The following is a 1,978-nucleotide window of genomic DNA, read 5'->3' on the forward strand; positions in this document are numbered from 1 at the left end:
CCGGGGAGCTGTCAGATCTGTTCTGCGCTCTGGCTGGGACGCTGTCCGAGCTGGAAAGCGAACTGCAGCGCTTGGGTCGCGATGGAGAGCATGGCGCGCTCTACAAGCGCCTGTTGACCATCCCTGGTATCGGCCCTGCCGTCGCCGCTCACCTGATTTACTACATGACGCGCTGGCCGTTGGCCAACGCCAACGCGTGGATCGCCTGCACGGGCCTGGATCCCCGGCCTAACGAGTCTGGCGGCAGAACGGGACGGCGTCGGCTGTCCAAACAGGGCGCGCCAGTGCTGCGCCAGATGCTCTACATGGCCGCCATGGGGCTCAAGCGGTGTCGTCGGGGGCAACCGCTCTACGACGAGCTGTCAAAACGCGGTCACCCCAGCACCGCCGTCTTCAACATCCTGGCCAGAAAGCTGGCCAGGATCGCCTGGGGTGTCTTCAAAAGCGGCCGGGACTTCGATCCGGCCATGCTGAAGGTGGGTCAAGCCTGCTTCCAGCAGGCTTGACCACGAACATAGGATCTCGACTTGTGGGCAACGCAGCCAGGCATGGCCTGGCTCTACTGGTCAGCGGCGGCCGGAGCATGCCATGCCGGCCAGCGGCCGGCACTACCGGATGCGGGTCAGGCGCTGCGGTGAATCTCCACCGTCACGTGCACCAGCTCCTCATGAATCGCCAGCGCGTTGCGCACGGTATCGGCATCCAGACTGACGTCGCTGGTGACCACGCTGGCGCTGACCGCGTACTTGCCGCGACCCACCTGCCAGACGTGTAGGTCGGCCAGGCGTGCCGGCCACGGGCCCTGTTCGATCACTTCGCGTACTTCGGCCACCACAGGTGCATCCATCTGCGCGTCGAGCAGGATGCGGCCGCTATCGCGCAGCAGGCCGATCGCCCAGACCGTCACCAGCACGGCGCCGACCAGGCCCATCACCGGGTCCAGCCAGGTCAGGCCCAGCAGCTTGCCGCCAAGCAGGGCGACGATGGCCAGCACCGAGGTGGCGGCGTCGGCCAGCACGTGCACGTAGGCCGAGCGCAGGTTGAGGTCGTGACCGTGCGCATGGCTGTGATCGTGGTCGTGCCCGTGATGATGGTCATGCCCATGCCCATGATGGTGATGCGCGTGGCCCGGGCTGTCGTGCAGCCACCAGGCGCAGAGCAGATTCACGCCCAGGCCCAACGCTGCAATGGCGATGGCTTCGTCGTAATGGATCGGTGCCGGCACCCACAGCCGTTCCAGCGATTGCACGGCCATCAGCGCGGCGACGCCAAGCAGTGCGATGGCGCTGGTGTAGCCGGCCAGGATCTCGATCTTCCACGTACCGAAGGCAAAGCGCGGATCGTGCGCGTAGCGGCGCGCGCAGCGGTAGGCGAACACCGAGAGGCCCAGCGCCAGCGCGTGCGAACTCATGTGCCAGCCGTCGGCGAGCACGGCCATGGAGTTGAACCACCAGCCGCCGACGATCTCCACCAACATCATGCTGACGGTGAGCCACAGGGCGCGGCGGGTATTGCGTTCAGCCAGCGGGTTGCCGTCGTCGAAGCGGTGTTCGTGGCGACGGGCGGCGGCGAGGGCGTCCAAGTGCATGGCGGCGGGAGCTGGAGTGGATACCCCCATAGGGTATATGATCCCGCCATGGCCCATGTACATAAGAATCGAAAGCAGCTGCGGACCCGGGTACGCCGTATCGCGGGTCAGGTGGCGGCGTTGGAGCAGGCGCTGGACAAGCCCGAGGGGGAAGCGGGGGACTGCGCGGGCGTGCTGGTGCAGGTCGCCGCGGTGCGCGGTGCCGCCCACAGCCTGCTGATGGAGTTGCTGCACGAGCATCTGCAGGAACACGTAGTGGGTGCCGATGACCCGCAGCAGCGGGCGGACGAGGCTGCGGTGCTGGTGGAGCTGCTGCGCCGCTACGGCAAATAGCAGGGGTAGTGCCGGCCGCTGGCCGGCAACTGCATGAGCTTCGGACGCAACCTGCAG

The 1,978-nt window shown here is 66.8% G+C and carries 3 protein-coding genes; 2 read left to right on the forward strand and 1 reads right to left on the reverse strand.

Translation table 11 applies throughout. The annotated features are described in order from the left end of the window. On the forward strand, positions 1–506 hold a 506-nt coding region (locus tag ACMZ91_RS11460; RefSeq protein WP_495497664.1), incomplete at its 5' end, for a transposase. A 116-nt stretch (positions 507–622) separates the two neighbouring features. Here the strand turns inward: ACMZ91_RS11460 and dmeF are convergent. Next, positions 623–1,588 (reverse strand): CDF family Co(II)/Ni(II) efflux transporter DmeF, encoded by a 966-nt coding sequence (gene dmeF, locus ACMZ91_RS11465; protein ID WP_049461449.1) that lies wholly within the window; start codon positions 1,586–1,588, stop codon positions 623–625. A 48-nt stretch (positions 1,589–1,636) separates the two neighbouring features. On the opposite strand from dmeF, the gene ACMZ91_RS11470 reads away from it, so the two are divergent. Next, complete coding sequence (locus ACMZ91_RS11470) at positions 1,637–1,921, forward strand: metal-sensing transcriptional repressor (RefSeq protein ID WP_049461446.1); 285 nt, start codon at positions 1,637–1,639, stop codon at positions 1,919–1,921. Positions 1,922–1,978: the final 57 nt, after the last annotated feature.

The organism is Stenotrophomonas sp. FR024, assembly GCF_047500745.2.
In the GTDB taxonomy this organism is placed as follows: domain Bacteria; phylum Pseudomonadota; class Gammaproteobacteria; order Xanthomonadales; family Xanthomonadaceae; genus Stenotrophomonas; species Stenotrophomonas maltophilia_A.